Below are 26,170 nucleotides of genomic sequence, written 5' to 3'. Positions count from 1 at the left end.
ATCCGTAATACCGGTAACGATGCGTCCGCCGGCGCGGGCGGCCGCGTCAGATTGCGGCGTCCGCCGTGCCCCAGGGGCCCTTTGGCAGCGCCGCCTGCTTCTCGGCGACCCGATGCTTGAGATCGATGCGGTCGCGCGAGGAAATGCCGAGCAGATCGGCGGCGCGCCAGACCACATTGTCCTCGAACTCGCTGACCTGGCCGTCGGCATAGACCAGCTCCCACATCATCTCGACGATGCGCAGCCGTCCCTCCTCGTTGACCGAGCGCATGATCACGCTGGTAAAGTGATAGAGATCGACGGCTTCGCCCTCGACGCGCATGGCAGAGGCGATCAGCTTGTCGGCCGCGCCGCGGTCGAGCTGGAAACGGCTCTCGATCAGGCCGTGCAGCTTGCGCGTCTCGGCAGGCGTCGGCTCTCCGTCCAGCGAGACGACATGCACCAGCAGCGCCGTCGCCGCCAAGCGATAGTCGCCGTCATCGAAGGTGCGGTCGGCCTGGGCGTCGGGGGAAACGATATCGGCAATGAATTGGCGAAGTCCGTCGAGCATCGGTCTCTCTGTGGAATGAAGCCTGCCTGATTTGAGCGTGATCTATCCGGCTACACGCATTTCCGGATCATGCTCCGTTGAAATCTATATGGCGTGGAAACAGAACCGGTGCAATCCGCGCAGGTTCCCGCTGCGACATTACGTTTCGGCAAGCATTACGTTTCAGCAATTTGACTACGGTATCTCGTACACCACGAGCTTGTCGGCAATGCCGCGCAGTGCCGCTTCCTTCTGGATCGGCTTGATCGCGGCGCGATCGAGAATGCCCGCGACCTCCGCGGATTCCATCACCGGCTGGGTTAAATGGATTTCCTGCGAGGTCGACAGGCTCTGCACCCTGGCTGCGATATTCACGGTCTGGCCGAAATAATCCTGCCGCTCGTTGAGGGTCACCGCGAGGCACGGCCCCTCATGGATACCGATCTTGACGATCAGATCCTCCTTGCCGCGCTCGGTGTTGAGCTGCTTCATCGCCGCCCGCATGCGCAGGCCCGCCGACAATGCATGCTCTGGCCGGATGAAGGTCGCCATCACGGCATCGCCGATTGTCTTCACGACGGCGCCGTGCTCCGAGGCGATGATCTCGAGCAGCGCGTGGAAATGCGCGCGCACCAGATCGAATGCGGCGAGATCGCCGACCCGCTCATAGAGCGCGGTCGAGCCTTTGAGATCGGTGAACAGGAAGGTGAGCGCGGTGATCTTCAGCCGCTGGTCGACGGTGAGGTTGTCGGCCTTGAACACGTCGCGGAAAGTCTGGTTCGACAGCATCCGCTTCGCGGTGAGGATCGGCTTGCGCTTGCCGAGCAGCTCATGCAGCGCATCGGCGGCGACCCAGACCGCCGGCAGCACGCGGGTGTCGGTCTGGTTGTCCAGCGACAGCCGGAGCGGCCCCGGCCGCAGCACCGTGGTGCCGGTCGGCGCCTGCAGCTTGTTGAACACGATCGAGAACTGCTGGCGGTCGGTGGTCGGCTCGCCCTGCACGTCGAAGAAATGCGCCGAGTGCGTCACCGGCTCGAACACGATCAGAAACTGTTTCGGCAATTGCAGCGATAGCAACGCCTTTTCGCCGGCCGGCAATTCCAGCGATTCCAGCGTCACCTCCTTGAGCAGGCGCTCCAGCGAGTCTTCGTTGAGCTCGATGCCCGAGCTCCAGAACATCTGGCGGACATATTCCCAGATCGGCAGCGTATTCGGATCATGCGCGCCGATGCGGCGCACGCGCGGGCTGACGGTGAAGGCGACCTCGACCAGATCGTCGACGGACGCTTCGTATCCGGCCGCGCACAGCGCGCAGTTGTAGTCGTCATGGCGCAACGACTTCAGCGTCGAATGCGCATCGAGCACGCCGCCGCAACCCGGGCACAGCACATTCCAGCTCATGTCGAACAGGCCGAGCCGCGACGCATGCAGGAAGCCGGAGATCACCTTCTCCTGGTCGAGCCCGGTCCGGTTCGAGAAATCCAGCAGATTGATGCGATTGAGATCCCGGTCGTGACCGTCCGCGATCAGCTGCTGCATTGCATCGACGACGGCCGGATCGGTCGTCTGCCTGAGGACTGCAAAATGGGCCTGCGTATCGCTCATGGTGAGCCCCTAAGTGAGCATTGGGACACCGCCGCGCAAGGTCAGCGCGGCTTGATCGTAAACACCGGCGAGCGGTTCGGCTGTGTCGTCACCACGCCGATCGGCAGCACCGGATCCTTGTCCGCCAGCGCGACGCGGAATGCGCCGACAATCTTCGCAAGCGCGAGCGTCGCCTCGACCAGCGCAAAATGCGCACCGATGCAGACCCGCGCGCCGACCCCGAAAGGCAGATAGGCGAACCGATCGGGCGGCGTTCCTGTCATGAACCGCGCCGGCACGAACGCGTTCGGATCGCGCCACAGCTTCTCATGGCGGTGCAACAGCCACGGCGCGATCAGGATTACGTCACGCTTCCTGACCGGACGGCCCGCGATGGTGTCGGGACCACCTGCCGCACGCGCGATCAGGAACGCCGGCGGATAAAGCCGCATGGTTTCGTCGATCACCGCGCGGGTGAATTTCAGCCGCTCGATGTCGAGCGCGCCAGACGTCGCCGCGCTCCTGACTTCTGCTGCCAGTTGTTCCTGGGTCAGGGGATCGAGCGCCAGCAGATAGAGCGCCCAGAACAATGCGGTCGCAGTCGTCTCGTGGCCGGCCAGGATCATGGTGGCGACCTGGTCGCCGAGTTGGGCATCGGTAAAGGCCTCGCCGGTCTCAGGGTCGCGCGCGGCGCCCATCAGGTCGAACAGGTCGCGGGCCGGCGCGTTGTCATCCTTGCCGGCCGCACGTCGCTCGGCCATCAGCACGCCGACGAACGCGGTCCAGCGCTTGCGGAAGCGGGCGCGCCGGAAATCCTGCGGCGTCGGCCAGTTCAACGGCAGCACCAGATCCAGCATGTGCGGGCGCGCCAGCGTGTTGCCATACTCCATCACGAAATCGCGCAGCGCGGCGCCGTGGCGATCCATGCCGAACGAGAACATGGTACGGCCGGCGATCTCCAGCGTCATCCGCTGCATCGCCTCGCGCAGATCGACCGGGCCGCCGCTGGCGGACTTCAGCTTGGCGATGGTCTCGTCGACCGCCGCAATCATGAAAGGCACCAGCGTAGTCACCGCGCGCGGCGTGAACGCCGGCGCCAGCGTGCGGCGCTGATATTTCCACGCACGCCCCTCGGCGATCAACAGCCCTTCGCCCAGCATCGGACGCAGCACGCGAAGGCCGGCCGGCGTGCGGGTGTAGTTCTCGTAATTGTCGACCAGCACATGGCGGATCGCATCCGGCGTGTTGAGGATGAAGCTCGAATGGCCGAGAAAACGGCCCTGGACGATGTCGTCCTCATAGGCGCGCTGGCCCCAGGTCTCGATCGGCGAGTTGCGCATCACCCGCATGCGCGCGAAAGCGCCCATGTCGTCCGGCGCGCGCGGCGGGGCCGGCGGGACCAGGGGACGCCGCGTGACCATGGTATCGTAGACTTCGGCTATGCTCATGGTCCTCGCTTCCTGCCTCACGCGACGGCCGATCCGGCCATGCGATCCCGGCGCCAAGAAGGCGCGCGGACCCTTCATCAGACCTAATAAGTCAGCTCGGCGATCGCAATCCGATTTTCCGATGCCGGCCAGGCCCGCATCATAATGTGTTCCCCGTTGAAGATCGCGGCGACCGGACGGCCGACATCGTCCGCGGCGAGCCGCAGCGTCGTCACCGAATCCGTCGGCACGCCGGGCTTTACGTCGGCCGGCTCCTTGCCGCCGAACAGCACGATATCGCGCGGCAGGCCGAAATAGCCGCGCGGCCGCGACATCAGCACGACCGCGCCCGCGCCGGCATCGGCCGGCCCCAGCGGCCGCGCCGCACGCAGATGTACGATCTCGGACGAGCGCGGAAACGGCGAGCGATAGATATGCGTCGTTGCCGTACCGGGTGACGTCAGCACGAATTCGAGCGGCCACGACGGGTCGACCTGCGCCGGACCCCAGCGGCCGTCGGCACCGGTCTGCGAGCTGTGCAGCGGGCCGCCGATGCGCTCGCCGGTCTCTGCCGCGACGTGATAGATGTCGACCGTGGCGCCCGGCACCGGCCGGTTGGTCGGCACGCCGCCGGGCATGCCTGTGACGAGGCCGCTCAGCCTCACCGCCGTCTCCGGGACGATCCCGATCCGCGACGGCTCGTGCCGTGCGATGAATTTGTAGATCTCGCGAAAGGCGCGCGGATGAAAGGCGGTCTCGCGATGATCGACCGCGCCGAGCACCAGATTGGTCGCGCCCTTCAGGGCCGGGCCTTCCGTCGTGACGTTGGTCGGCGTGCCCGGCTTGCCGACGAAGCGGCCGTCGGCTTGCGCATATTTGTCGAGGCCGTCGCTGCGCAGCGTCAGGAACAGGGTGCCAACCGTCACTTCGTTGTCGCCCTCGTTCAGTCCGCGCAGGAACGGACCACGCCCGTTGAACTCGTTGCCGAGCCCGTCGTCCCACGCATACACACCATGATTGGGCGTGCCGCACAGCACCGCGTGGCTGACGTCGCCGCCGCCACCGTTCTTGATGTAATTGCGGATCGCGTTGCCGCCGCGCGAACTGCCGACCAGGGCGACCCGCGGCGCGCCGGTCTTCTGCTTCAGCTCCCTGATCGCCTCGGCGAGCTCGCGGCGCTGGTCCTCGGTCGAGGAGCGGCTCGCCTGCTCGACCTTGTCGTCACTGCGTGCCAGCGGATCGGTGAAATTGAGCGCCGCCATGCGGTCGCGCGGCACGCCGTTCGATTCCATCCGCCAGAACGTCGTCATCCAGAGCGGGGCGTGATCGCCATTGCCATGCACGAACAGGATCGGCGGGGTGTCGCCGGCGGGCACACGCTGCGCCGGGGCCGACTGAGCCAAGACCGATTGGGCCAAGACTGATTGGGCCAAGACCCATTGAGCCGAGGCTGGGGTGCCGAGGCGGCCGGCCAGCAGGGACAGGGCGCCGGCCCCTTGCAATATTCTCCGCCGCGACAGCGCCATTGGCCCCCTCCCCAAGCCTTCCCTTGACCTTCCCTTGACCTTCCCTTGACCTTCCCTTGGCCTTCCTCAGGTCTTTCAGTGCGTTAGCTGTGTTCTACCCCCGCCAAGGATGCCGTAATCGCTGGACAGGACACGCGTTTCGCGGGCATCAGATGGTGCAGCCGGAATCATCCAACAAGCCATAGCAGGCCAACCGGAACTGGATATGACCGAACCGCGTGATCGCTCCGACAGTATCACTGCACCGTTGCGGCATTCAATCTTCAGGCGAATCTGGCTCGCGAGCCTGCTATCCAATCTCGGCATCCTGATCCAGGGCGTCGGCGCCGCCTGGGCGATGACGCAGATGACCGCGGAGGCCGACAAGGTCGCGCTGGTACAGACCGCCTTGATGCTGCCGGTGATGCTGATCTCGATGCCGGCCGGGGCCATCGCCGACATGCACGACCGCCGCATCGTCGCGCTGGTGTCGCTGGCGATCGCGCTGACCGGCGCCACCATCCTGACCGTGCTGGCCTGGCTCAATCTGGTAACGCCGAACATCCTGCTCGCGCTGTGCTTCGTCGTCGGCAGCGGCATGGCGCTGTTCGGCCCGGCCTGGCAATCCTCGGTCAGCGAGCAGGTGCCGCCGGAGACGCTACCCGCCGCGGTCGCGCTGAACGGCATCAGCTACAACATTGCACGCAGCTTCGGTCCGGCGATCGGCGGCATCGTGGTGGCGTCCGCAGGCGCCGTCGCCGCCTTCGCCGCCAATGCCGTGCTGTATCTGCCGCTGCTCGTCGTGCTGTTCCTGTGGAATCGCGTCAGCGAGCCGTCGCGGCTGCCTCGCGAGCGGCTGAACCGCGCCATCGTCTCCGGCGTGCGCTACATCACCAATTCGCCGTCGATCAAGATCGTGCTGACCCGCACCATGGTGACCGGCATCATCGGCGGCTCGGTCTCGGCGCTGATGCCGCTGGTGGCGCGCGACCTCCTGCATGGCGGCGCGCAGACCTACGGCATCATGCTCGGCGCCTTCGGCATGGGCGCGGTGATCGGCGCGCTCAATATCAGCGAGATCCGCAGCCGGCTCAGCGGCGAAGCCGCGATACGCGTCTGTGCGTTGACGATGGGCGCGGCGATCGCCGCGGTTGCCGTGAGCAGGCAGCCGGTGATCACCGCCGCCGCGCTGGTGGTTGCCGGAGCGGTGTGGATGCTGGCGATCGCGCTGTTCAACATCGGCGTGCAGCTCTCCGCGCCGCGCTGGGTCGCGGGCCGTTCGCTTGCGGCCTTCCAGGCCGCGATCGCCGGCGGCATCGCAATCGGAAGCTGGTGCTGGGGCCGCATCACGGACGCGGGCGGCGTCGAGATGGCGCTGCTGATCTCCGCCGGTCTGATGCTGCTGTCGCCGCTGCTCGGCATCTGGCTCAGGATGCCGCCGATCGGCGCACGCAACGAGGACGCGACGGATGCGCTGGCCGATCCCGAGGTACGGCTGCAGCTGAGCGGGCGCAGCGGCCCGCTGGTGGTCGAGATCGAATACCGGGTGGCGCAGGACAATGCCCGCGCCTTCCACAATGTGATGCAGGACGTGCAGCTCAGCCGCCAGCGCAACGGCGCCTATGGCTGGTCGATCGCGCGCGACATCGCCGATCCCGAGTTGTGGACCGAGCGCTATCATTGCCCGACCTGGCTCGATTTCCTGCGCCAGCGCAACCGCGCCACGCAGATCGAGCGCGAACTGCATCAGAAGGCGGCCGACTTCCACATCGGCGCCGAGCCGATCCGCGTGCGCCGGATGCTGGAGCGTCCGTTCGGATCGGTGCGCTGGAAGGACGAGACCCCCGACCGCGCCGCCAAGGAGGTGATCCCGGTGGTCGCGACCGCAGCGGGCAGCAGCACGTAACCTTCCGCGTCATTCCGGGGCATCGCGCAGCGATGAGCCCGGAATCCAGAGATTATTGCGCGAGATTCCGGGTTCTCGCTTTGCGAGCCCGGAATGACGACGGTTGAAATCACTGCCCGTGATCGGCGAGCGTCTGCTGGCAGGCCTTGCTGAGGCGGCTGCGATGCTCCTTCAGGCACGCCAGCACGACCTGATCGCCTTCGCTCAGATGGGCGCGGCAGAACCGCGAGGCATCGCGCGAGCAGGCATCGCGCCCCTGCTGCTGCGCCGAGGCGGCCGACGTCGACAAAACCAGCGGAACGACGGCAAACAGAAATCGGATCATCTCTCAAAGCCTCTCAAGCGTTTTCGCGCGAGGTGGTGCCGGTTGGCGTGAAGAAAACGCGTCAAATAGGGAATCCGGAGCCCCGTTCCGATTTCATCGGAGCGGAAACGGCTCCGGGGAATGCGACGCCGGTTCTATAGCGTTTCGGTGCCGCGAAGAAGCCTGAAACCGACTGTGACGGTCATCACGCGTGGGTAAGGCCCGCTTTTTCTTGTTCTTCCGGCGCCTTGTTGGGATCGCGTTAAGACCTTGTTGGCATTAATCGCTCGTTACGGCTGTGGCGTATCCTTAAGTTCCGAGAGAGTGTGTAGCGATGCGTAGTGCGTTGGGCCTGATGCTGGCCAGTGTTGTAACGGCGATCGTGATCGCCGGCGTGTGGTTCTGGACCTCCTCGCCGCGTGCCGACGCGGCTCCTCCGCAAACCACGGCTGCGGCCAAGGCCGATTCCAAGGCCGATCCGCTTACTGCGGCGGCAAAACAGGCCGCCAGGGACGATGTCGAGACCACCGCCGCGCTGTCGAAGCGCGCCGATGCCACCCAGGCCGCGGCACCGGCCGCTACGCCTGCTCCGGCGCCGGCACCGGCCCCCGTCGCGGCCGCGCCCAAATGCGCCAACCCCGATGCGCTCGGCATCAGCCGCACCGTCGTGGTCGACACCAATGGCGGCCCGGGCTTCGGTTTCCTGCAGTACAAGCAGTATGATTTCCTGACCGACAAGGAGGTCGTGCTGACCTTCGACGACGGTCCGTGGCCGACCACACCCGCCGTGCTCAAGGCGCTGGCCGATGAATGCACCAAGGCGGTGTTCTTCCCGATCGGCCTGCACACCACCTATCACCCGGACATCCTGCGCCAGGTCGCCGCCGCCGGCCACACCATCGGCGCCCATACCTGGTCGCACGCGCATCTCGCCAGCAAGAAGCTGACCGAGCAGCAGGCCAAGGACGAGATCGAGAAGGGTTTTAGCGCGGTAAAGCTGGCGCTGGGTGCCAACCCGGCCCCGTTCTTCCGCTTCCCGGCGCTGGCGCATACGCCTGCGACCACGGCCTATCTCGGCACCCGCAACATCGCGATGTTCTCGGTCGACGTCGACTCCAACGACTTCAAGTCCAAGAGCGCGGACGAGGTGATCAACAACGTGATGACCAAGCTCGACAAGGAGCACAAGGGCATCATCCTGATGCACGACCTGCAGAAGCACACCGCGCAGGCGCTGCCGACGCTGCTGCGTAAGCTGAAGGCCGGCGGCTACAAGGTGGTCTGGATGAAGGCCAAGACCCAGCTCGAGACGCTGCCCGAATACGACGCGATGATGGCGAAGACCGAGAAGCCGATCGCAACGGGACGGCCGATCGGCAACGTCGTGCAGACGGTCACCGAGTAACGCAGCGAACGCACTTTCAACGCCAAGCGCCCCTGGATCCGATCCAGGGGCGCTTTCGCTTTCTGGGCGCAGCCACCTCCTGCCGGGCCGACACGGCCGGACGACCTCGGACGCCTGTGCGCCCTCGAGCGTGGCGCGATCGCGCCCGGCAGATGCGGCTCCCACCAAAATATCGAAAACAACCCCATGCAAAGGAGCCGGCGGATGCCGGCGCCCGTCAAAGACAACTTGACCCGTCGGGCAAATCAGGGGCATATTTCCAATATTCCGAAATCGCGCATCCCTGGCCCGCACTCAAGCGGGCGGCTGGCTCGATCGGTGTGTGGTCGCCAGCGCAGGAGCCTGCAACGGCGCTGCCCGCTCAACATATTTCGGCGCCTCCGGCGGCTTCGGTCGCGGCTCGACGGCGGGCACTGCCGACGCAGCAGCAGCCGACGGGTTGGCGTGGTCCAGTCGGATTGTTGGAACCTGGTCCTATCAGTGGGCCCGTATCGCGGTAGTTTTGCGCCTTAAGATATGGCCGCGGCGCAACGTCGCTTGCCCGTGCACGCCAGCGTCTACGGCACCAGCCTGTGTGCCGCGCCTTCGATGATGACGCGGGAATAGATTCGTCGGTCCGCCCCTCTCTTTCCCGATCGGCGAACCCTGGAGAGCTCAGTGAGCGCATTCGAACAAGGCCGCGTACGGTCGAGCGACGATGGCTTGGCAAATACGGCCGCCGTGAAGCTGCGTTCGATGATCCCGGCAGCCGGAGCGATGGCTTATCCGTTCCTGCTCGATGCATTTCATCTCGCGGTATCTCCCGCTGCTGGTCCGGTGTCGTTTGGGCGACGGGTCGTGGCGGCGCTCTGCCTGTTGGCCGCGACCGCAGCGCCCCTGCTGGGTCTTGCCTGCGCCTGCTGGATGACCAAGGCCGAGCCTTCGTCGTTCGAGCTGCGCGCCCGGCGGCTCACCTATCTCAGCATCGCTGCGCCGCCCTTGTTCGTGCTGACCGGCGTCGGTCTCGGACTGCTGCACATCCCCGTCAGCGACGAGCTTGTCTGGGTCGCGGGCTGGTTGGCCGCGTGTCTGTATGTGCTGCGCGGCGGTGAGCAAGAGCGCCCGGCAGGATCAGCCGCGATTGCTCCATCGATTGCCAAATGGCGCGTGACGCACGGCGTCGCCGCAGCGGTCATCCTTCTCTACGTCGCGTTTCACCTCACCAATCATCTGCTCGGCCTGTTCGGACCCGAGGTTCATGCCGCGGTGATGAAGATGGGGCGCTCGGTCTATCGTTCGTCCCTTGTCGAACCGATCCTCGTCGCCTTGATGCTGTTCCAGGTCGCCGTCGGGATGCGGCTCGCCTGGCGCTGGAGCGCGCAGCCTGCGGATGCCTACCGCGTGTTTCAGATCGGCTCCGGCGTCTACCTCGCGGCATTCATCGTCACCCATCTGAATTCGGCATTGGTCTCGGCGCGGGCCGTGCACCACATCGACACCAACTGGGCCTGGGCGTCGGGCGCACCGACCGGCCTGATCCACGACGCCTGGAGCATTCGCCTGGTGCCGCACTACGCGCTCGGCGTGTTTTTCGTGCTCGCCCATCTGACATCGGGATTGCGCGGCGTCCTGATCGCGCATGGCGTCGCCGCCACAGCCGCCAACCGGATCTGGGCAACCGGGCTCGCGATTGGCGCGTTGGTCGCGATCGCGATCATGAGCGGACTGTGCGGCGCGCGGATCTAGGCGGCACGAGCGACCGCGGTCGGGCCACCGTAGAGGATGTTTGAAAGCTGGTGCCGCAAGAGGGACTCGAACCCCCGACCCCGTCATTACGAATGACGTGCTCTACCAACTGAGCTATTGCGGCGAACCGTTCGGCAACGGCCTGATCATTCGCGCCACCTGATATCGGGCATGACCCCGATTGGCAAGGACAACGCGGTTATCGAACCATCCGGCCGTTACCTAACCGCGAATTAGCTTCCCAAACGTGATAGAAATCCGCGCCAGCCGCCGATCTGGGCCTTGGGCGGGCCGATTTGTTCCGCAAATTCGTCGACCGGGCCGTCCTCGTCGACCCCGGGGTCGTCGGGGGCCCGGACGATCGGGATTACGGCCGGAATCGGCGCAGGCGCCGCCTTGGGCAGGTCGGCCCTCGACCGGAACAAGGGGGCGGGCGCCGGGGGAGCCGATTCGGCGGCCGCGGGTGGAGCCGGCTCGGGTGCGGCGGGTTCGGGCGGGGCCGGGGCGGGCTCGGCCTCGATGGCTGCCGCGAGCGGGGCGTTGTCCTGCACCGTCGGCGCGGCCGGCTCCAAGGGCTTGACCTCGACCGGCTTGACCTCAACCGGCTTGATCTCGACCGGCTCAGCCGGTTTGGCGTCCACCGGCTCGCTGGCCGGTTGCTTTGGCGGCTCGACCCGGCGCGGCGCCAGCATCGCCTCCTCGAACGGCGACGGCTCGATCGCGTGGCCCTTGTCGGACGGCAGCGCCGCCACCGGGGTCTGCCACTTGAAGGCGTCGAGCCGGCCGGTGACCGGCGACACCGGACGCCAACGGTCCGAGACATAGCCGTCGGCGGTCCACACCGGATCGTGCAGCGCGCGCACCGCGCGCAGGGTCCAGGCGCGCGCCCGGCCGCTGTCGCCATGCTCGGTGCGCTCGATCTCGGCCATCAGCAGCGCGACGCGCTGCGTCGGCGCGGCAATGAACGGCTCCAGCGCCGCGCGCGCCTTGGCGAACTCGGCCGCGTCGATCGCCGCGCGCGCGATCGCCAGCGTGCCTTCGATATGGCCCGGCGTCTTCGCCGCCAGCGTCTCGACCCGCACCAGACGCTGGCGCGCGGAATCGCCGAGCCGCACATGCGAATAGGCGTCGGCGAGATCGGGATGCGGCTGCGCCAGCCACGCGGTCTCGACGATGCGCATCGCGCGGCGCACCTGGTGCGCCTCGCTCTCGAACTTCGCTGCGAGCACGGCGGCCGGAATTAGCGTCGGTGCCAGCTTGACCGCCTCCATCGCGCTTTGGCGCGACAAGTCGCGATCGATGGTCTCGAACTCCAGCGCCCGCGCCGTCAGCAGCACGCCGCGCTGCCGCCGATAGGTCGCCTTGTCGATCAATCCGGCGCTCTGGTTGTTGTCGATGATCGACAGCGCGCCGGCCCAATCGCCCTTGGCGCAGCAGAATCCGAGCACCGCATGCGAGGCCCATGACGACGACGGCGACATCTTCAGCGCTTCCTCGGCGATCATCACGGCCGCCACCGGATCGTCGGCGCGCTGCGCCTCGATGAACAGACCGCGCAAGCCGAGCAGCCGCGTGTCCGGCCGCTCGGCCATGGCGCGGAAGGCGCGCTGCGCGCCGTCGCGATCGCCATCGAGCTGCGCCGATTGCGCGTGCAGCAGCAGCGCCAGCGGATCGTTTGCGGCGTGGCGCCGCGCCACTTCGGCATGCGCGCGGGCGCCTGCGGAATCGCCATGCCCGATCGCAAGCAGGCCTTGCGTGATGGCGTGGCGGCCGCGGGCGTGACGCCGCTCGCGCCGGCCACGGCGGATGTGGCTCGGGATCTTCCACAGCCCGCGCAGGATCACGCCGGCGATCATCGCAGCAACGACGACGAGGACGAGCAGGTACATCGGCTGCTTGGACGTCAGCCGCAAGCCGCCCCAGTTCAGCACGAGATCGCCGGGCTGATCGGCCATCCAGGCCGCACCCGCTGCAGCGAGCGCGATCAGCAGCAGGAACAGAATGATCCGGATCATCAAAGACCTATTGCAAAGACTTACTGGTTGACCGCGGCGAGCGCCGCCATGGCGTTGTCGGCAAATTTACGCGACGCGTCGAGCGCGGCGTGGCGCGCGCCCACCTTGGCGAGCCAGGCTTGCGCCGCCGTGCGATCCGCCGGCGGCAGCGACTTCAATTCACGCTCGGTCAATGCGAGGTCATTATGCAGGGCGGCCGATGTCACGCGCGCGACGATGCTGCCGCGATCGGTCCCCGTGCCGTCGGTCCGCTCGATCTGGATCAGCGTGGAAGCCCCCGCCTTCAGACGATCGACCAGCCCGGCATTCGCCGTCGCAGCTTCAGGCGGAGGCGGCGCAAGTTTCGGCACGATCTCGATCAGCTCGCGGCACAGCGCGTTCGGATTCGGCACGCCCGACGTCGCAAACGTCGCGAGCGGCTTCAGCACGTCGGCATCGTCAGACAGCGCTTTCGCAGCCTCGAGCGCGGAGGCATAGGGATCGCCGTGACGCACCGCGACGTCGAGCAGCGATGCCGCGACGACGCGGCGCAGCGGCACATCGTCGGCCTTCGCCTCGGCCTTGGTGTCGGCGATCTTGCCGTCCTGCCTGGCGATCGCGGCACCCTGCGCCTTCACCGCGCCTTCGATCTTGTCGATGCGCGCCATGATGCCGGAGATATCGGGCACAGCCGCGCCATCGCGCGGCGCGGCTTTCGCGTCATTGACGGCCGCCGCAAGCTTGTCGGATTGCGCCCGGGTCGCGGCGAGCTCGGTGCGCAGTGCGGCGATCGATTTGTCGAGCGCCTCCAGCCGCGCCGCCGCCGCGGGATCGGCGGCCGCCGCGACCGGCCTGCCGGCTTTCGATTCCAGCGCACTCAGGCGCGTGCCGAGTTGGTCGATGGCGGCATTGGGTTGCGGCGCCGGGACCGGCTGCACGACGGGCCAGCCGAGCAGCCAGCCAACCCCGATCACCAGCGCCGCGGCGACCGCACCCGACACCGGCGCCACCACCCAGGGCGACACCGGCCGCGCCGGTTCGGCGTCCGGCCCCGCGGAGGCGGCCTCGGGCTGCGGCTCCGCTTGCGGTGCGGCGTCGCCTTGGGGCCCGGCCCCAGGCGTCGCCGCGTCCGCGGACGCCTTGCCAGGATCTTTGCCGGCATCCTGGCCAGCATCCCGCTCAGCCTCCTTGGCGGCTTCCTCGGCCGCCTCCGTCTTCGACGGTTCGCTGGAGATTTCGGTCGCCTGAAGATCGATTGTCGGCGGCGCGCGCTTGGGCCGGGAATCCGGCGAAGATCCTGGGTCGTCCGGCCTTTCTTCAGCCATCGCGGGGGTCCTCAAAACTACTGGCCGCATATTGTAGCAGAATCGGCGCAGGTTCTTAGAGCACGATCCGGGTTACCGAGCATTGCCTAACATCATGGTCCGACGAAAGAATTATTCCGGTCACGGCCGCAGGGCGCGGCTGAGCGCCTCCAGCAGGGCATTTTCGTCCGGCCGCGCCGCCACCACCACCTTGGTCGCACCGGCGTCATGGAGCACCGCGGCGACCGCCGCCGAGATGCAGCATTGCGGCAAGGCGAGCGCCGAAATCTCGATTCCGTCGGCGCGTACCGTGTCCAGGAAGGCTTGGGCGCTGCGGCGGGAATAGTGCAGCACCGCGGTGATCCGGTTCGCCATGAAGGCGTCGCTGACTTCCCTCGGGAAGCCGGCCACCGGCGCCATCCGGTAGGTGGTATGGGTGACGACGCTGAGCCCGCGCTCGCCGAGCTCGCCCGCGAGATCGCGCGACAGGTCGGCGCCGGCGAGATAGAGCAGCGTCGCCGATGCCGGCAGTTCGCCGGCCTCGACCCGTGCGAGCACGAGATCGCGCAGCGAGACCGCATCGCCCTTCGCCACGATCACCTCGTCGAAGCCCGCGGCGCGCGCCGCATCGGCGGTGTGCGCCCCGACCGCAAACAGCGGCAGCCGCAGCAAGCGGCTGGCAGCGAGGTCGACCGCACGCAGCGCATTGGCGCTGGTCAGGATGACGGCATCATAATCCGCATCGTCGTCGCCGCGGAACGGCAGCGGCTCGAAGCGCAGCACCGGCGCCGACAGGGCGTCAAAGCCGCGCTGGCGCAGCGTCGCGAGCGTCGCGTCATTGTCCGGATGCGGTCGTGTGACAAGGATGGTCAGGGTTTTAGGCCTCCAGCCGTATAAATTGGACGTTGGCGACCGATTGCACTTTTGGACCTCGCAATGCTACCCCGGAGCGGACGTTTTGATGAACATCATCTTGCCGGAAACCGGTTCCGGCCCGTCCGGATCATGCTCGTAGCACAAGGACCGAAATTGGGACACGAACCGCCGATGCTGGTGCTGGGGATCGAAACCACCTGCGATGAAACCGCGGCCGCGGTGGTCGAGCGCCAGGCTGACGGGCAGGCGAAAATCCTCTCCAACGTGGTGCGCTCGCAGACCGACGAGCACGCCCGCTTCGGCGGCGTGGTGCCGGAGATCGCGGCGCGCGCCCATGTCGACCTGCTCGACGGCATCGTCGCCTCCGCCATGAAGGAGGCCGGCGTCGGCTACCGACAATTGTCGGCGGTCGCGGCCGCCGCGGGCCCCGGCCTGATCGGCGGCGTGATCGTCGGTCTCACCACCGCGAAGGCGATCGCGATGGTGCACGATACGCCGCTGATCGCGGTGAACCATCTCGAGGCGCACGCGCTGACGCCGCGGCTGACCTGCGCGCTGGCGTTTCCCTACTGCCTGTTCCTGGCCTCGGGCGGACACACCCAGATCGTCGCCGTGGTCGGCGTCGGTGAATATGTCCGGCTCGGCACCACGGTCGACGACGCGATGGGCGAGGCGTTCGACAAGGTGGCGAAGATGCTGTCGCTGCCCTATCCCGGCGGACCGGAGGTCGAGCGCGCGGCGGCCGGCGGCGACCCGACGCGGTTTGCCTTTCCACGCCCGATGCTCGGCCGCCCCGATGCGAATTTCTCGCTGTCGGGACTGAAGACCGCGGTGCGCAATGAAGCCAGCCGGCTGGAGCCGCTCGAGCCGCAGGACGTCAGCGATCTCTGCGCGAGTTTCCAGGCCGCGGTGCTGGAATCGACCGCGGACCGCTTGAGCGTCGGCCTAAAACTGTTTGAGGAGCGGTTCGGCACGCCGCGCGCGCTGGTCGCGGCCGGGGGCGTCGCCGCCAACCACGCCATCCGCAGCGCGCTGCAGGAGGTTGCGGCGACGGCGCAGACCACGCTGATCATCCCGCCGCCGGCGCTCTGCACCGACAATGGCGCGATGATCGCCTGGGCCGGTGCCGAGCGGATGGCGCTCGGCCTCACCGACACGATGGAGGCGCCGCCGCGGGCGCGCTGGCTGCTCGATGCCAACGCCAAGGCGCCGGCCGGCTACGCCAACAGCCGCGCCGGATATTGAACAATGACCGTTCGATGGCGCCGCAGATGCCTCTTACCTCGCCCCGCTTGCGGGCAGAGGTCGGATTGCGCAGCAATCCGGGCGAGGGGGGCTCTCCGCACGTCCGGTGCCTGCGGATGCAGCCCCTCACCCAACCCTCTCCCCGCAAGAGCGGGGCGAGGGAGCGCAACTGAGCTGGGGTTAGAATGCCCGCGCATATGTCAGTCAGCGTGATCGGTGCCGGCGCCTGGGGCACGGCATTGGCCGATGTCGCGGCGCGCGCCGGGCGCAAGGTGACGCTGTATGCGCGCAATGCCGAGCATGCCGCGCAAATCCAGGCGACGCGGATCAATCCGCGGCTGGCCGGTGTCCAGCTGCATCCCGGCATCGCCGTGACGTCGCATATCGCCGCCGCGGCACAGGCCGACGTCATCCTGGCCGCGACGCCGGCGCAGCATTTGCGCGCGGCGGTTGGGCATCTTGCGCCGCATCTCAAACCCGACACGCCTGTCATCGCCTGCGCCAAGGGCATCGAGCACGGCACGCACAAATTCATGACCGAGGTGATCGCGGAAGCCGCGCCGCGCGCCGTGCCCGCGATCCTGTCGGGGCCGAGCTTTGCCGACGACGTCGCACGCGGATTGCCGACCGCCGTGACGCTCGCCACCAGGGACGAAGCGCTGGCACGCGCGCTCGTCCAGGCGCTCGGCTCGGCGACCTTCCGGCCCTATCACACCACCGACGTGCGCGGCGTCGAGATCGGCGGCGCGGCCAAGAACGTGCTGGCGATCGCCGCCGGCATCGTGGTCGGCAAGAATCTCGGCGCCTCCGCGCTCGCCGCGCTGACCACGCGCGGCTTCAGCGAGCTCGCAAGATTGGGCCGCGCCTGCGGCGCCCGCGCCGAAACCCTCTCAGGCCTGTCGGGATTGGGCGATCTCCTGCTCAGCTGCTCGACCGCGCAATCGCGCAACTTCGCGCTCGGCCTCGCGCTCGGGCGCGGCGAAGCCGCACCGGTCGGCAAGCTTGCCGAAGGCGCGTTCACCGCACCGGTGCTGTGCGAGCTCGCCGCCGCGCAGCAGGTCGACATGCCGGTGTCAAACGCGGTCGCAGCGATCCTGAGCGACCGGCTGACGATCGATGCCGCGATCGAAGGCCTGCTGACGCGGCCCTTCAAGGCGGAATAACGCACATCACGGGCGCGCGGCGCGGAGCTTCACGATCCGCGCGCATCGTAATAGCGTGGCGGCGAACCGTCGGATCCCGGTCCAACAAATCGAAAAGCGGATCCCAAGGGATAAACAAAGGGAAAACCCATGCGCCGACCGCATCGCGCCATCCTTTCGATCAGCCTCGCCGTCGCCCTCACCGCCTCATCTGCCATAGCCCACGCCCAAACGGCCGCCACCTACGACGACCTTGCCAAGAGCGAGGCGGCCGCCAATGCCGACAACGGCAAGCGGGTCGCGCCGCTCAAATCGATCGGCAATCCGACCGCCGACGTGTCTCCCGAAATGCAGGCCATGATCGGCGGGCCCTATCCGCCGCATTTCAACGCCGACCCGAAGACATCAGCGGAGTGGAAGGAGTTGATCGACCGCCGCGCCAAGCAAGCCATCGCGGGTATTCCGGCGCTGAAGGCGAAGCTCGGCGTCAAGGTCGAGGAAACCAGGCTTGCCGGCGTGCACTGCTACATCGTGACCCCGAACAAGATCGCGCTCGAGAACCGGCGACGCCTGCTGATCCACGTCCATGGCGGTGGTTACGTGTTCGGTCCCGGCGAAGCCGCGTTGCCGGAAGCCATCATGATGGCCGGCTTTGGCGGCTTCAAGGTCCTCTCGGTCGACTACCGGATGCCGCCGGACTTCCCCTATCCGGCCGCAATGGACGACGCGATGGCGGTCTGGAAGGAAGTTCTGAAATCGCACGAACACCGCCGGCTGGCGATCTTCGGCACCTCGACGGGCGGGGCGATGACGCTTGCGATGGTGTTGCGGGCGAAGGATGAGAAGCTGCCGCTGCCCGCCGCCATCGCGCCGGGCACGCCCTGGTCCGACATCGACAAGATCGGCGACAGCTACGCGAGCAACGAGTGGGTCGACAACGTGCTGGTGACCTGGGACGGCTGGCTCGGCCGCGCGGCCAAGCTCTACGCCAACGGCGCCAGCCTGAAGAATCCCTACATTTCGCCGATCTATGGTGACTTCAAGGGCTTTCCGCCGACCATCCTGACCTCGGGAACGCGCGACCTGTTTCTCAGCAACACGGTCCGCACGCATCGCAAATTGCGCCGCGCCGGCGTGATCGCCGATCTCAATGTCTATGAGGGGCAGTCGCACGCCCAATACCAGTTCAACGTCGACGCGCCCGAGACGAAGGAGGCGTTCACCGACATCGCCAAGTTCTTCGATCGATATTTGAAACAGTAGGTGCCACGCTTCTTCATTTGACGCGTTTTCTTCACGCGAACCGGCATCCACTTCGCGCGCGAAAACGTCTGGATCGGATGCCCGCGCTTGTCGCGGGCAGCCGCGTCGCTGTAGATTGCAGCGCAATCGAACGGGGTGAGTGGCGATGAATTACTGGCTGGTGAAATCCGAACCGTCGGTCTGGTCATGGGACCATCAGGTCGCCAAAGGCGCCAAGGGCGAAGCCTGGACCGGCGTGCGCAACTTCACGGCACGGCAGAATCTCGTCAACATGAAGAAGGGCGACAAGGCGTTCTTCTATCATTCCAACGAGGGCAAGGAGATCGTCGGCATCGCCGAGATCATCAAGGAAGCCTATCCCGACCCGACCGACAAGACCGGCAAGTTCGTCTGCGTCGACATCAAGGCCGACAAGCCGCTGAAGACGCCGGTGACGATGGCCGCGATCAAGGCGGACAAGAAGCTCGCCGACATGGCGCTGGTGAAATATTCGCGGCTTTCGGTGCAGCCGGTGACATCAGAGGAATGGAAGTACGTCTGCAAGATGGGCGGGCTGTAGCGTTCCACGAACTCTGCTGTCGTCCCTGCGAAAGCAGGGACCCATAACCACATCTCTCTCATGTCGCGCAGGGCTGTGGCCGCTGCGGGACCTACGCTCCCGCCGCCATCACCACCTGCGCCAGCAATTGCTCGCGCTTGGACTGGGTGCGATAGCCTCCCATCGTCGCGGCGAAGCGTTCGAGGATGCCGTCCTCGAATGCGGTGACGATGGTGTCGTGGACATAGCTCTTGCGGCAGATCGCCGGCGTGTTGGACAGCTGGTCGGCGGCGGCGCGGATCGCATCCAGCACCTGGCGCTTGCGGCCACGCTGGCTGGTGGCCGGCGTGATCCGCGACAGCGATTCCACGACGACGGCCGACGCCATCAGGGTGCGGAAATCCTTCAGCGAGATCTTGATGCCGGCGATCTCGCGCAGGAACGCGTTCACCGCCGTGGTCGAGGCGGCCCGCACCACGCCGGAGCGGTCGTAATACTGAAACATGCGCTTGCCCGGGACGCCGCGCAGGATGCCGATCGCACGCACCAGCTTGGCCGCGTCGCATTCCTTGCGCACGGCCTTGCCGCCCTTGGCCTTGAAGGTCAGCACCAGGGAGTCGTCTTCCAGCGTGACGTTGGACTTCAAAAGCGTGGTGGCGCCGCGGGTGCCGTTGAGGCGCGCATAGGATTCGTTGCCGGGCCGGATCGCGGTGCGCGCGATCAGCTCGATCACCGCCGACAGCGCGAACTCGCGCGTCGGCTCGTCTCCGGACAGAAACGCCGAGACCTTGCGCCGGATCTTCGGCAGCGCGGCCACCAGCTTGGCCAGGCGATGCGCCTTGCGCTGCTCGCGGACCTTCTCCCAGTCGGCGTGATAGCGATATTGCAGCCGGCCCGCGGCATCGCGGCCGACCGCCTGCAGATGCGAGCTCGGATCGCTGGAATAGCGCACTTGGCGATAGGCCGGCGGAACCGCCATCGCGTGCAGCCGGCGGATCGTGCGCGCATCGCGGATCCGAGAGCCATTGGCACGGACGAATGAATAGGTCTTGCCGCGCTTGATGCGGCGGATGGTCAGCTCGTTCTGGTCGCCGAGCCGCAGGCCCAGATCGCGCGCCAGTTCTTCGACGGTTGTTCTGATGGCGGCGGGCGCGTCGAGCTTGAGCTTTGCCGGCGGCTGCAGCTTGGCCCGCGGCTTGGACGGCCACTGGCCCAGTGCCTTTGCCAGGGCGACGGCGGGATCGGCGGAAACGGGCCGCACAGCCGCGATATTCTGCTGATCCATCATTCTCGCAAGACGCCTTGTTCCGCTGTTCTCCCGGTAATGCCGTTGCTTCGGGCTTCGTTCCGGTGGGCCATCCGGCCTCGGTTTGGCGATTTAGGGCGTCGGAGCCGACATTGCGAGTCGCGAATCGGTTATTGACGGTGCCAAATTACCTTTCATGGGTGCCATTCGCCCGCTAACGTTGATTTTGGGCTGCCCGGGATCGGACAAACTGACGCGAGCGCGGTACCGGAAACCGGCGTTTGAACGCCGCCCTCGGTCCACCGCGGTCCCCCCAGGTCGGGTCAGCAACCCTGCCCTTTCGCGCGCTGCGCCGCCGGGGCGCGGCTCGCGTTCGGCAGCCACGGGCCGGTCCAATCGCTGGCCGCAACCAAGGATTACGCGGTCACGAACGTGATTGACGCAGCTCCTCGCCGCGGCGTCCGAAATTCATTCATTTGTGCCTGAGGCCCTCCATCAAAATCGGCGTCAGCGTATCGTCATCGCACGCGACGCTGCTGCGGTGGTGGCGAACGGCGCAGAGGACCACACCACTACGACCAAGAGACCAGTGACCCCGAGCAAGCGATGGCGCATAGGTTTCTCTCGTCGACGCGTTGCGGTAAGCCGTCTTGTCAAAAGCGGAAGCCGGCGGACTATCCGACGGCTTCGACGCGACGAAAGTGACAGTCCTTTTTCCTTGCCGGGCCGGAATGCGGCAACGCATAATCGCGGCAATGATCAAGACGGCTTGCCGTCGCGTCGTTCGCGATCGGCAATGAGTGGAGGAAAATAATGTCCGAGAAGATCTACGACGTGTCGGCCGACTGGGCCAAGCGCGCCTATATCGATGACGCCAAATATCGCGAGATGTACGCGCACTCGGTCAAGGACCCCAACGGCTTCTGGGCCGAGCACGGCAAGCGGATCGACTGGATCAAGCCCTTCACCAAGGTCGAGAACGTCTCCTTTGCACCCGGCAATATCTCGATCAAATGGTTCGAGGATGGCGTGCTGAACGTCGCCTGGAACTGCATCGACCGCCATCTGGAGAAGCGCGGCGACCAGACCGCGATCATCTGGGAGGGCGACGATCCTTCCGAGTCCAGGCACATCACCTACCGCCAGCTGCACGACGAAGTCTGCAAGATGGCCAACATCCTGCGCACGCGGAACGTCAAGAAGGGCGATCGCGTCACGATCTATCTGCCGATGATTCCGGAAGCGGCCTACGCCATGCTGGCCTGCGCGCGGATCGGCGCGATCCACTCGGTGGTGTTCGGCGGCTTTTCGCCGGACAGCCTCGCCCAGCGCATCAAGGATTGCGACTCGAAGGTGGTCATCACCGCCGACGAGGGCCTGCGCGGCGGCAGGAAGGTGCCGCTGAAGGCCAAGTCGATGCCGCCATCGCAAAAACCGGCGGCGTCGATTGGGTCGTGGTGGTGAAGCGCACCGGCGGCAAGATCGACATGAACCCGACGCGCGACCTCTGGTATCACGAGGCCGCCGCCATGGTGACGACGGAATGCCCGGCCGAGCATATGCACGCCGAAGACCCGCTGTTCATCCTCTACACCTCGGGCTCGACCGGCACGCCGAAGGGCGTACTGCACACCTCGGCCGGCTATCTCGTGTTCGCGTCGATGACGCATCAATACGTGTTCGACTATCACGACGGCGACATCTACTGGTGCACCGCCGACGTCGGCTGGGTCACCGGCCACAGCTACATCCTCTACGGGCCGCTCTGTAACGGCGCGACCACGCTGATGTTCGAGGGCGTGCCGAACTATCCGGACAATTCGCGCTTCTGGAACGTGGTCGACAAGCACAAGGTCAACATCTTCTACACCGCGCCGACCGCGATCCGCGCGCTGATGCAGGGCGGCGACGAGCCGGTGAAGAAGACCTCGCGCAAGTCGCTGCGCCTGCTCGGTTCGGTCGGCGAGCCGATCAATCCGGAAGCCTGGGAGTGGTACTACCGCGTGGTCGGCGACAGCAGCTGCCCGATCGTCGACACCTGGTGGCAGACCGAGACCGGCGGCATTTTGATCACGCCGCTGCCCGGCGCGACGAGGCTGAAGCCTGGTTCGGCGACGCGGCCGTTCTTCGGCGTGGTGCCGGAGATCGTCGATGCCGACGGCAAGACCTTGGAAGGCGAGACATCCGGCAATCTCTGCCTGACCAAATCATGGCCGGGCCAGATGCGCACGGTCTATGGCGATCATGCGCGGTTCGAGCAGACCTATTTCTCGACCTACAAGAACAAGTATTTCACCGGCGACGGCTGCCGGCGCGATGCCGACGGCTACTACTGGATCACCGGCCGCGTCGACGACGTCATCAACGTCTCCGGCCACCGCATGGGCACCGCCGAGGTCGAGAGTTCGCTGGTCGCGCATGAGGCGGTGTCGGAAGCCGCCGTCGTCGGCTACCCGCACGACATCAAGGGCCAGGGCATCTATGCCTATGTGACGCTGATGAAGGGCACCGAGCCGACCGAGGCGCTGCGCAAGGAGCTGGTCGCCTGGGTCCGCAAGGACATCGGCCCGATCGCCTCGCCGGACCTGATCCAGTTCGCGCCCGGCCTGCCCAAGACGCGCTCCGGCAAGATCATGCGCCGCATCCTGCGCAAGATCGCCGAGGACGAGCCGTCGAGTCTCGGCGACACCTCGACCCTGGCCGATCCGGCCGTGGTCGACGACCTCGTGCAGAACCGCCAGAACAAAAAGGGCGCACCGGCTTAACAAAGCGACCGTGTCGTACCAACGGCACGCCCAATGCTTGAACCTGTGGAGACAATGCTGTGAGATTAGTTCTGTTGGGGGCCCCTGGATCCGGGAAAGGGACGCAGGCGGCCCGTCTTGCCAAGCGCCTGGACATTCCTCAATTGTCGACCGGAGATATGTTGCGAGCAGCCGTATCCGAAGGAACGCCAATCGGGAGAAAGGTAAAGGCGACAATGGAGCGCGGCGAACTTGTTCCCGATGATCTTGTCGTGACCATCGTTGCCGAGCGCATATCGCAGCCTGATGCCAAATCCGGGTTTATCTTGGACGGCTTTCCCCGGACCATTGCTCAGGCGGCAGCGCTCGACGATATTTTGCGGGCGGCCAATCTTCGAATTGACCACGTACTGGAATTGGACGTCGACGAAGCTGCCCTGCTGAGCCGCATCCTCAACCGTGCGAACGAAGCAAGATCCAACGGCTACGCACGCGCGGATGACACCGAAGCTGCGCTGAGAGTGCGCCTAGCGGAGTATCGCGGACAAACCAGACCGCTTGCCGACTATTACCGCGAGCAAGGACTTCTGAAGAGCATCAATGGTCTGCAATCGATTGACAAGGTAGCGAGCTCGCTGTTGGAAGCGCTCGATGCTTGAGAGAGCGAGAGTTAGCGGGTAGCCAAGGTCCGAGCTCAAACCCGACGCCTCCACCATATCGAAGCTATCTTGCCGCTTCCAGCTCAGCGTGGGGATAGTGGCGACGAGTCTATGTCTGTTTAGTCTGGCCCGGGGCGACCCAATACTGCTAAAAGCGCTTATCCGAAAAACTGGGGCATGGTATGATTATCTGTGGCCTGAAGTCTTTCATGATTGCCGGTCTGACCGCTGGTTTCGCCGCGGCCGCTCACGCTGAGGATGCCGATGTTGGCAGGGCGGAATTTCAAGCTTCGTGCGCAAGCTGTCATGGCGTGGATGGAAAGGGCAAAGGACCTGTTGCTGGGCAGCTGAAAGTGCCGCCTGCCGATTTGACGGCTTTGGCCAAGAACAACAACGGGGTTTTTCCTATTACCGCCGTCTACGAAGCTATAGACGGGCGTAGAACAATTTCCGCGCACGGCACTCATGAAATGCCGATTTGGGGAGAGCGGTTCAACCCCGTCAAGAGCTTGCCTCACATTGTCGATCCGGCCTACGACGCGCTCGATCCTTCCCGAGATTTGCGGGAGGTCGTCGTGCGAACACGAATCCTTGCCGTTATCGACTATCTGAACCGCATTCAACAAAAGTAGCGCGCCGCGAAAGCGCAACGCACGGACCGTGCGGGACACTTCGAAAATGGGATCGTCTCTGGTCAGCGCGGAGCCGTCGAACCGACGAACTGGCACGAGCTCGAGGAGTATCGGTTCGCAAAGCGGGTTGCACGGGCTGCAAAGGCGATTGTCCGGAGTGCAAAGGCGACGGCGCTCACACGATAGGCACCGTGCGGCCGACAGTGCCTCAAGAGCGCGTTCAGGAGTAGGTCCGTGGTCGTATAGAACAGCCAGATCGCGACAACGGCCGGCAACGCTGACATTATCCGCCTGATCAGCATTGTATTTGCCCGCTTTTCGATGCCTGGCTGGATGGCGTTTGCTGAAACGACGACGGCCGTACTAGCGGTCGCTATCGTGACGTACGCCGTCAGCAAAATCGCTATCTGCAGAAGCAGTGGACGTGCCTCATCGATGAAGCTCGGAAAAATCGATAGATAGAAAACACCGGCCTTGGGATTGAGCAGATTGGTGATCAAGCCCCTGAGGAAGAACTTGGTATGCGCCGTCGCTTCGACTGGCTTTGTCATCTCTTGTGGTGCATCACGCCATCCTTGCCAGGCAAGCCAAAGCAGGTAGAGCGTTCCACCCCAGCGAAGCGCTTCGTAGAGCGGGGTGGAGGCAGCCACGATTTCGAGCTGAGATGGCCGCAACCGGCGGGAGGGGCGCAACGGCCGCGAGCTTCTGCGCGTAGCTTTCGACGTGGGCAATCAGGGCGACGGCTCGATCCTCGAGCGTGGTTCCCAAACGAGCAGACAACTCGCCGCATGATCCCGCGGCGAAAACCAGCGCTGACAAAAGCGCACGGCTTATTGATCCAGATCAGCTTGGCCTTCCATTCTTGATCGATGCTGGCAGATCATCGCGTACACGGAGCTCTGGGGAGCCTACCATGTTGGCTTTGGATGTCATGAGCACGTCGTTCTCGACGATCAAACCCGGCGCGCCATTGCTCGATGCCGTTCGTCTATTGCTGGAAACTGGTCAGCGCGGCTTGCCTGTGCTCGATGGTTCGGGGGCACTGGTCGGTATTATCTCCGAGGGCGATTTCCTTCACCGTCGCGAACTCGGCGTGCATTGGCCAGAGGGCTTTTGGCTCGAATGGCTGCTGAGCAGAGAGGAGGGGCGGCTGGTCCGCGAGCGGACCCGGGCCCTGAGCGTCGATGCTGTGATGAGCCGCAAGCCCGTTTGCGTCGACGAATGCGCGACTGTGGACGAAATCGTTGCCGAAATGGACAAGCATCAGATCTCGCAGGTCATGGTCCTTCGAGACACGCGGGTTGTTGGCATCGTTGGCCGTGCGCAGCTGCTCCTAGCGCTTGAGCGAATACTCGCGCGATCCGAGGGCGATTGATGCGGAAGACTGCGGCAGGCAATTGTGGGGAGCGTGCGAACGGTCCGAGCGCGCTTCTGGTCGAGCGTACCAGGGGCGAGAAAGTAGGCTCAACTCCGCACCTTACCATCATGGAATGCTATCGCTGACTTGACCTTGTTGCGCTCAGTTTGATCTGGCGCAAATATCACTAGAGATCGATGCGTTACAAAGTGCGGGTCCTTGCAGGCCGAACACGCACGTCCTTCAGAGAGGCCCGATCGTGTTGCCGGGCTGCGTTGGATGAAGGGCGGCGTTCGCCGTTGCATCCCCGTCGGCGGAGCCGCCCTTCACCTGGGCCGTTCCAATAGCGAAGACCGAGGGTCGCATGCAAAAGGACTATGCCGACGTCTGCAAGCACATCTCCAGTAATCTGGGTCAGCTGCGCAAGGGCATTCCGGAAACCATGCGAGCGTTCTCGGCCATGGCGCAGGCGGCCACCAGAAATGGCGCGCTTGATGCCCGGACGAAGGAATTGATCGCACTCGCGCTGGGCGTTGCCGCGCGCTGCGACGGCTGCATCGGCTTCCACGCCGAGGCCCTGGTCAAGCTTGGGGTCAGCCGCAAGGAGGTCGAGGAGACGCTCGGATTGGCGGTCTACATGGGCGGCGGACCATCCTTGATGTATTCCGCCGACGCGCTGGAAGCTTACGACCAGTTTCAGGAGCGCGCGGTGGTTTCCGAGCCGGCGATGGACTAATCCGATCAACTCCACGCGCCGCGAGGCGGCTGGCAAGCTGCTGGAAGCG

General features: G+C 65.6%; 21 protein-coding genes, 1 tRNA gene and 2 pseudogenes. 13 read left to right on the top strand and 11 right to left on the bottom strand.

What is annotated here, in order from left to right; translation table 11 throughout:
- Positions 1-46: 46 nt before the first annotated feature.
- The 4 genes from E2I15_RS31105 to E2I15_RS31090 all read right to left on the bottom strand — a co-directional run bounded on the left by E2I15_RS31105 (position 47) and on the right by E2I15_RS31090 (position 5,066).
- On the bottom strand, positions 47-550 hold the full coding sequence (locus E2I15_RS31105) for a tellurite resistance TerB family protein (RefSeq protein WP_016847256.1): 504 nt from the start codon (positions 548-550) through the stop codon (positions 47-49).
- 174 nt (positions 551-724) lie between these two features.
- The gene (locus tag E2I15_RS31100) at positions 725-2,134 is read right to left on the bottom strand and encodes an adenylate/guanylate cyclase domain-containing protein (protein WP_137483948.1); all 1,410 of its coding nucleotides are present in this window, start codon (positions 2,132-2,134) and stop codon (positions 725-727) included.
- A 41-nt stretch (positions 2,135-2,175) separates the two neighbouring features.
- The gene (locus E2I15_RS31095; RefSeq protein ID WP_137483949.1) at positions 2,176-3,561 is read right to left on the bottom strand and encodes a cytochrome P450; all 1,386 of its coding nucleotides are present in this window, start codon (positions 3,559-3,561) and stop codon (positions 2,176-2,178) included.
- 83 nt (positions 3,562-3,644) lie between these two features.
- Positions 3,645-5,066 (bottom strand): hydrolase, encoded by a 1,422-nt coding sequence (locus tag E2I15_RS31090; RefSeq protein ID WP_137483950.1) that lies wholly within the window; start codon positions 5,064-5,066, stop codon positions 3,645-3,647.
- Between the two features lie 205 nt (positions 5,067-5,271).
- Here E2I15_RS31090 and E2I15_RS31085 point away from each other — a divergent pair, with 205 nt between their 5' ends.
- The gene (locus E2I15_RS31085) at positions 5,272-6,951 is read left to right on the top strand and encodes an MFS transporter (protein WP_137483951.1); all 1,680 of its coding nucleotides are present in this window, start codon (positions 5,272-5,274) and stop codon (positions 6,949-6,951) included.
- A 109-nt stretch (positions 6,952-7,060) separates the two neighbouring features.
- Here E2I15_RS31085 and E2I15_RS31080 read toward each other — a convergent pair whose 3' ends face one another.
- Entirely contained in the window at positions 7,061-7,276 is a 216-nt protein-coding gene (locus tag E2I15_RS31080; protein ID WP_137483952.1) for a cysteine rich repeat-containing protein, read from the bottom strand.
- A gap of 313 nt (positions 7,277-7,589) precedes the next feature.
- Here E2I15_RS31080 and E2I15_RS31075 point away from each other — a divergent pair, with 313 nt between their 5' ends.
- Positions 7,590-8,660 carry a polysaccharide deacetylase family protein gene (locus E2I15_RS31075; protein WP_137483953.1) on the top strand — a complete coding sequence of 357 codons (1,071 nt, stop codon included), beginning with the start codon at positions 7,590-7,592 and terminating at the stop codon, positions 8,658-8,660.
- 657 nt (positions 8,661-9,317) lie between these two features.
- A complete protein-coding gene (locus tag E2I15_RS31070) occupies positions 9,318-10,385 on the top strand; it encodes a hypothetical protein (RefSeq protein WP_246668470.1) in 1,068 nt (355 codons plus the stop codon).
- Positions 10,386-10,433: 48 nt separating this feature from the next.
- On the opposite strand, the gene E2I15_RS31065 is transcribed toward E2I15_RS31070, so the two are convergent.
- The 4 genes from E2I15_RS31065 to E2I15_RS31050 form a co-directional block, all read right to left on the bottom strand.
- Positions 10,434-10,509, bottom strand: a tRNA-Thr gene (locus E2I15_RS31065).
- A 109-nt stretch (positions 10,510-10,618) separates the two neighbouring features.
- Positions 10,619-12,400, bottom strand: coding sequence for a heme biosynthesis protein HemY (locus tag E2I15_RS31060; protein ID WP_155262664.1), 1,782 nt, complete (start codon positions 12,398-12,400; stop codon positions 10,619-10,621).
- Positions 12,401-12,420: 20 nt separating this feature from the next.
- The gene (locus E2I15_RS31055; RefSeq protein ID WP_137484155.1) at positions 12,421-13,704 is read right to left on the bottom strand and encodes a COG4223 family protein; all 1,284 of its coding nucleotides are present in this window, start codon (positions 13,702-13,704) and stop codon (positions 12,421-12,423) included.
- A gap of 120 nt (positions 13,705-13,824) precedes the next feature.
- Complete coding sequence (locus tag E2I15_RS31050; protein WP_137484153.1) at positions 13,825-14,556, bottom strand: uroporphyrinogen-III synthase; 732 nt, start codon at positions 14,554-14,556, stop codon at positions 13,825-13,827.
- A gap of 174 nt (positions 14,557-14,730) precedes the next feature.
- Between E2I15_RS31050 and tsaD the strand changes: the two genes are divergently transcribed.
- The 4 genes from tsaD (at position 14,731) to E2I15_RS31030 (ending at position 18,768) form a co-directional block, all read left to right on the top strand.
- Positions 14,731-15,804, top strand: a complete 1,074-nt coding sequence (gene tsaD, locus E2I15_RS31045; RefSeq protein WP_137484157.1) for a tRNA (adenosine(37)-N6)-threonylcarbamoyltransferase complex transferase subunit TsaD — start codon at positions 14,731-14,733, stop codon at positions 15,802-15,804.
- A 185-nt stretch (positions 15,805-15,989) separates the two neighbouring features.
- Positions 15,990-16,967 (top strand): NAD(P)H-dependent glycerol-3-phosphate dehydrogenase, encoded by a 978-nt coding sequence (locus E2I15_RS31040; protein WP_137484151.1) that lies wholly within the window; start codon positions 15,990-15,992, stop codon positions 16,965-16,967.
- A gap of 129 nt (positions 16,968-17,096) precedes the next feature.
- Positions 17,097-18,209, top strand: a complete 1,113-nt coding sequence (locus E2I15_RS31035; RefSeq protein WP_137484149.1) for an alpha/beta hydrolase — start codon at positions 17,097-17,099, stop codon at positions 18,207-18,209.
- Positions 18,210-18,354: 145 nt separating this feature from the next.
- Complete coding sequence (locus E2I15_RS31030) at positions 18,355-18,768, top strand: EVE domain-containing protein (protein ID WP_137484147.1); 414 nt, start codon at positions 18,355-18,357, stop codon at positions 18,766-18,768.
- 91 nt (positions 18,769-18,859) lie between these two features.
- Here the strand turns inward: E2I15_RS31030 and E2I15_RS31025 are convergent, their stop codons facing one another.
- Positions 18,860-20,035 carry a DNA topoisomerase IB gene (locus E2I15_RS31025; protein WP_137484145.1) on the bottom strand — a complete coding sequence of 392 codons (1,176 nt, stop codon included), beginning with the start codon at positions 20,033-20,035 and terminating at the stop codon, positions 18,860-18,862.
- 771 nt (positions 20,036-20,806) lie between these two features.
- Here E2I15_RS31025 and acs point away from each other — a divergent pair.
- The 4 genes and pseudogenes from acs (at position 20,807) to E2I15_RS31005 (ending at position 24,214) form a co-directional block, all read left to right on the top strand.
- Positions 20,807-22,758 (top strand): annotated as a pseudogene (gene acs, locus E2I15_RS31020) (acetate--CoA ligase).
- 59 nt (positions 22,759-22,817) lie between these two features.
- Entirely contained in the window at positions 22,818-23,396 is a 579-nt protein-coding gene (locus E2I15_RS31015) for an adenylate kinase (RefSeq protein WP_137481734.1), read from the top strand.
- 182 nt (positions 23,397-23,578) lie between these two features.
- Positions 23,579-24,028, top strand: a complete 450-nt coding sequence (locus E2I15_RS31010; RefSeq protein ID WP_137481732.1) for a c-type cytochrome — start codon at positions 23,579-23,581, stop codon at positions 24,026-24,028.
- A gap of 51 nt (positions 24,029-24,079) precedes the next feature.
- Positions 24,080-24,214 carry a host attachment protein gene (locus tag E2I15_RS31005; protein WP_137481787.1) on the top strand — a complete coding sequence of 45 codons (135 nt, stop codon included), beginning with the start codon at positions 24,080-24,082 and terminating at the stop codon, positions 24,212-24,214.
- A gap of 68 nt (positions 24,215-24,282) precedes the next feature.
- Here E2I15_RS31005 and E2I15_RS39375 read toward each other — a convergent pair.
- Positions 24,283-24,678: pseudogene (locus tag E2I15_RS39375) on the bottom strand (LysE family translocator); the annotation flags it as partial.
- Between the two features lie 263 nt (positions 24,679-24,941).
- Here E2I15_RS39375 and E2I15_RS30995 point away from each other — a divergent pair.
- Both E2I15_RS30995 and E2I15_RS30990 read left to right on the top strand, forming a co-directional pair.
- A complete protein-coding gene (locus tag E2I15_RS30995; RefSeq protein WP_137481730.1) occupies positions 24,942-25,403 on the top strand; it encodes a CBS domain-containing protein in 462 nt (153 codons plus the stop codon).
- Positions 25,404-25,749: 346 nt separating this feature from the next.
- Positions 25,750-26,121: a carboxymuconolactone decarboxylase family protein gene (locus E2I15_RS30990; protein WP_137481728.1), complete on the top strand. Its 372-nt coding sequence runs from the start codon at positions 25,750-25,752 to the stop codon at positions 26,119-26,121.
- Positions 26,122-26,170: the final 49 nt, after the last annotated feature.

The organism is Bradyrhizobium sp. BR2003, from assembly GCF_009720285.1.
Lineage (GTDB): Bacteria > Pseudomonadota > Alphaproteobacteria > Rhizobiales > Xanthobacteraceae > Bradyrhizobium > Bradyrhizobium elkanii.
Note: the sequence above shows the minus strand (reverse complement) of the source record. Positions and strands in the feature narration are given on the sequence as shown.

Coding starts and splice junctions, on each gene's coding strand:
- E2I15_RS31035 (WP_137484149.1), top strand. CDS start 17,097: ATGCGCCGACCGCATCGCGCCATCCTTTCGATCAGCCTCGCCGTCGCC.
- E2I15_RS30995 (WP_137481730.1), top strand. CDS start 24,942: ATGTTGGCTTTGGATGTCATGAGCACGTCGTTCTCGACGATCAAACCC.
- E2I15_RS31085 (WP_137483951.1), top strand. CDS start 5,272: ATGACCGAACCGCGTGATCGCTCCGACAGTATCACTGCACCGTTGCGG.
- E2I15_RS31025 (WP_137484145.1), bottom strand. CDS start 20,035: ATGATGGATCAGCAGAATATCGCGGCTGTGCGGCCCGTTTCCGCCGAT.
- E2I15_RS30990 (WP_137481728.1), top strand. CDS start 25,750: ATGCAAAAGGACTATGCCGACGTCTGCAAGCACATCTCCAGTAATCTG.
- E2I15_RS31080 (WP_137483952.1), bottom strand. CDS start 7,276: ATGATCCGATTTCTGTTTGCCGTCGTTCCGCTGGTTTTGTCGACGTCG.
- E2I15_RS31030 (WP_137484147.1), top strand. CDS start 18,355: ATGAATTACTGGCTGGTGAAATCCGAACCGTCGGTCTGGTCATGGGAC.
- E2I15_RS31060 (WP_155262664.1), bottom strand. CDS start 12,400: ATGATCCGGATCATTCTGTTCCTGCTGCTGATCGCGCTCGCTGCAGCG.
- E2I15_RS31105 (WP_016847256.1), bottom strand. CDS start 550: ATGCTCGACGGACTTCGCCAATTCATTGCCGATATCGTTTCCCCCGAC.
- E2I15_RS31010 (WP_137481732.1), top strand. CDS start 23,579: ATGATTATCTGTGGCCTGAAGTCTTTCATGATTGCCGGTCTGACCGCT.
- E2I15_RS31055 (WP_137484155.1), bottom strand. CDS start 13,704: ATGGCTGAAGAAAGGCCGGACGACCCAGGATCTTCGCCGGATTCCCGG.
- tsaD (WP_137484157.1), top strand. CDS start 14,731: ATGCTGGTGCTGGGGATCGAAACCACCTGCGATGAAACCGCGGCCGCG.
- E2I15_RS31090 (WP_137483950.1), bottom strand. CDS start 5,066: ATGGCGCTGTCGCGGCGGAGAATATTGCAAGGGGCCGGCGCCCTGTCC.
- E2I15_RS31075 (WP_137483953.1), top strand. CDS start 7,590: ATGCGTAGTGCGTTGGGCCTGATGCTGGCCAGTGTTGTAACGGCGATC.
- E2I15_RS31100 (WP_137483948.1), bottom strand. CDS start 2,134: ATGAGCGATACGCAGGCCCATTTTGCAGTCCTCAGGCAGACGACCGAT.
- E2I15_RS31095 (WP_137483949.1), bottom strand. CDS start 3,561: ATGAGCATAGCCGAAGTCTACGATACCATGGTCACGCGGCGTCCCCTG.
- E2I15_RS31040 (WP_137484151.1), top strand. CDS start 15,990: ATGCCCGCGCATATGTCAGTCAGCGTGATCGGTGCCGGCGCCTGGGGC.